The organism is Lacrimispora sp. 210928-DFI.3.58 (assembly GCF_020554865.1).
Taxonomy (GTDB): Bacteria; Bacillota; Clostridia; order Lachnospirales; family Lachnospiraceae; genus Enterocloster.
The window spans coordinates 1-3,109 of sequence record NZ_JAJCIC010000084.1 but is presented as its reverse complement, the minus strand read 5'-3'; the positions used below and the strand labels follow the sequence as shown (position 1 = coordinate 3,109).

The 3,109-nt window shown below is 38.8% G+C and carries 2 protein-coding genes; both read right to left on the bottom strand.

Going from position 1 to position 3,109, the window contains the following annotated elements; all coding sequences use genetic code 11:
* Positions 1-152 precede the first annotated feature (152 nt).
* Positions 153-2,018 carry a hypothetical protein gene (locus LIZ87_RS21965; RefSeq protein WP_227149212.1) on the bottom strand — a complete coding sequence of 622 codons (1,866 nt, stop codon included), beginning with the start codon at positions 2,016-2,018 and terminating at the stop codon, positions 153-155.
* Between the two features lie 2 nt (positions 2,019-2,020).
* Positions 2,021-3,109: hypothetical protein (locus LIZ87_RS21960; RefSeq protein ID WP_330664751.1), on the bottom strand; the 1,089-nt coding region annotated here is incomplete at its 5' end.

The following is a 3,109-nucleotide window of genomic DNA, read 5'->3' as shown; positions in this document are numbered from 1 at the left end:
GCCAGCCTTTGGGCTGGCATTATTTTGTCCGGAGGACTGGTTATTTACCATATACTTTCATTAGGCATCGGGTCAACTCCTTTCAGATTTTTGATAATGGACAAAACAAAAGACACTAACTATTTTACGGTTAGTGCCTTCTGGCTTGGTCATTATTCTGTTTTGTTTTGCTTGATGAGTTCCTCGGCTTCGTCTCTTGTAAACTGATAGTAAGTCAACACATCTCGCACTTGCTCATCGTACTGACTCATATCCAACTCTTTGAATTGGTTTAGTGCTACAATTTCCTGCACAGTTTTTAACTTGTCGGCAGGTAAGCTCCAGAATTTTTCTTCCCATTCTTTTGCAAGATTATCCTTAAACATAAATCTGTAAATGATAAATGTTTCCGGCATCCAGAGAATAGTCCAGAAGCGATGTTCGTCTGCTCCAAACGCTTCTTCAAAGAATGTTTTTCCTTTGCCAACCTTGCCCTTTGTCGAATTAAGCACAGCTTGAATTGCTCTAATGAATTTTCTATTCCAATGCTTTCCGATGAAATCTCGATTCATGAAAAACTCTGGGTCGTTGATTGGGTGGTATTTCATCGGGAACGAATAAATGTTGGCGGCAAGTTCATCACACATATCAACATTCATCTTCATTCTGTGGTAAAGATGTTCCGGCTTATCGTGGAAATTATAAAGCATATAGTTGGAAAGGTTCGTAATTCCATTTGATACTGCCGTTTTGATTGCTCTTTCATAAATATCCTTCTGTTCCCAATGGTCAAAAGCGATACGCAACGGATAGATATTTACTTCGGATAATTTTTTCATGTTAGCATCTGTGATAAGACGTGCATCAATGCCTTGATTAAAATCGACGATGCGTTTTAACCCTTTTTTGTGCTTGAAGTGCTTCTCATACAACGGCGCAACATATTCGTCCAATGACAATATATCTTCTTTCGTTGCAGTCTCATGATGCAAGCAGTCCACTTCTTCAAGTTTGAGATAAAACTCTGTTTTTTCTTCAGACGGTAATTTTTCCATCAAAGCCTTGTACAGTACCACACATTTCCGAATGTATGCTCTGTCATTAAATCCGTCTCTCAGATTACGAATTGCAATCTCATATTGGTTTGGTGGAATGTAGGTTGCACCTTTCCCAAATCCACACTCCTTAATCTCATCAATGATTTTGTCATAGCACTTTGACGCCAGAACATTATTATCGAGAAGAAGCAAATCTCTTTGCTCTCCAAAGCGTTCCCTTGCTATATTTATCTGTTCTTTTAGACCGATATAATCACAGTAGGTCGGCTCGAGTGTAGGTACTGCACAAAAAGCACAGTGATTGATGCAACCTCTGGTCATATATGCGAAATAAGCATTGTTCGCAGGATATTTATATTCAATCTCGTCCAAAATCGAGTAATCCAGCGGTAATGCATCAATAATTGTTGTATCACCTTCATCAATGTCTCCGGGATGATTAAGTAATCCAATAAAAGGGTGGATGCCCGTTGCTTGGTAAACCTCTTCCGGCAACAATGTAGACATGATACCGCCAACCATAACATCTTTTTCATCCTTGCATAATTGCTTGACGAAGTTGATGGTGTCTATTGTTATGTCCCAGTAGAAAGTAAACAATGTCGTGATGCCAACCTTATCAAAGGAAGGATTCTTGAAATAATCTTTTCTCTTGTATGATAAGCGAGCATCTTTTGCAAGCTGATACGCCATTGCATTTGAAGCAAACGCTTCGCATTCATCTAATGCAGATGTATTAGCCTTGCGGATATAATCAATGAGAACCAATTTGTATTTCTTCCACTTTGTATCTGGATCGATAGAAGAAAGCTGCTCAAGCAAATCTTCAATAACCAAATCAGCGGCAAGGTCTCTCAAGTCTCCTTTGAAAAAGCGAACATCATCGCCAGATTGACGGTAATAAGTCGCCAACTTCATAAGTCCCATTGGCGGATACTTGTTCTTGTAATTGGGTTCAACCAAAAGAACTTTTCTGTTCATGATTATCTAAACTCCTTTTCTATTGCTGCTTGAATTTCCTCAGCGATATTCTCAGGAGCTATTTGGCTAACAATCCCCATTATTTGTCCTACGAGTTTACGCTTACTCTTGTCGAGCTTTGAAAGGTTGTCTGTGAAATATTTGGATTTCTTTTCTTCCTTCTGCTCAACGATCTCCGTTTCTTTCTTTTCTGCTTTCTCTGTAGCAGAAGAAACATTCTTTTTCTCAAATTTATATTGAATCTCTTTTTGAACACGCTGTTCTGGGGTCAACGTGCTACTTGTCGTCAGAGTTTCAACAGTCTTTTCGAGCTTCTTTTTGGCAGCATCTTTTTTCTTTCTTGCATCTTCAACCGTAGCTTCCATGCGGCTCTGCTCTTTTTTGTCAACAAAACCTTTTGCGTGTTTCTCTTGAAGTTTTGCAACAGCATCATTATAGGCTTCCAACTTCCTATAATGGTTTTTGGTCTCGTTAGCCACATGATACAAACGATGAAGCTCATCATAGAAAAATACTCTAAGCTGTTCTTCCAGATTTATTCTTGCCGGAGTTTCGTTAAAGTAGTTTCTCTGAGAGTTAGGAATAAGATTCTTATCAACAGTAAAAATCTCTCCTATAAAATAGCTGTTTCCTCGTTCCTCCTTGAATAAGGACGCAACAGCCGTATTATCTCCGATTTGGATATTTCCTTGTCTCAATCTAAATCCATACATAGGATTTAATGCCTTGGGAATAGCCTTTTCAAATCGGCACAAACCATACCATGCCCACGCTATCAATGTTTTTCCATCGTAAAAATCCTTAAACTCTACGCCAAAAACATCGTCATAGATTTTTCGTGCATTATCTGCACCTTCATATAAACGAGTTTTATATTCCTTAAATAGCTGCGCTCCATTAACGGTAACCTTGTATTCGTCAATGGTAAAGCCGAGTTTTTTAGCATGACCATAAATATCATGCCTATAATGGAACTTGTTTGTATACGGAACAGGGGCAACAAAACTCAAATAATCACGCACTCCAGCGGTGTCAAGCAAATCGTTAAGGAAAGAATCGAAGGTGGTGCAAACGAAAAAGCAGCTCCAAAA

What these genes read in the sequence shown, in the direction of transcription:
- LIZ87_RS21965 (WP_227149212.1), bottom strand. Translation starts at nt 2,018, where the DNA reads ATGAACAGAAAAGTTCTTTTGGTTGAACCCAATTACAAGAACAAGTAT.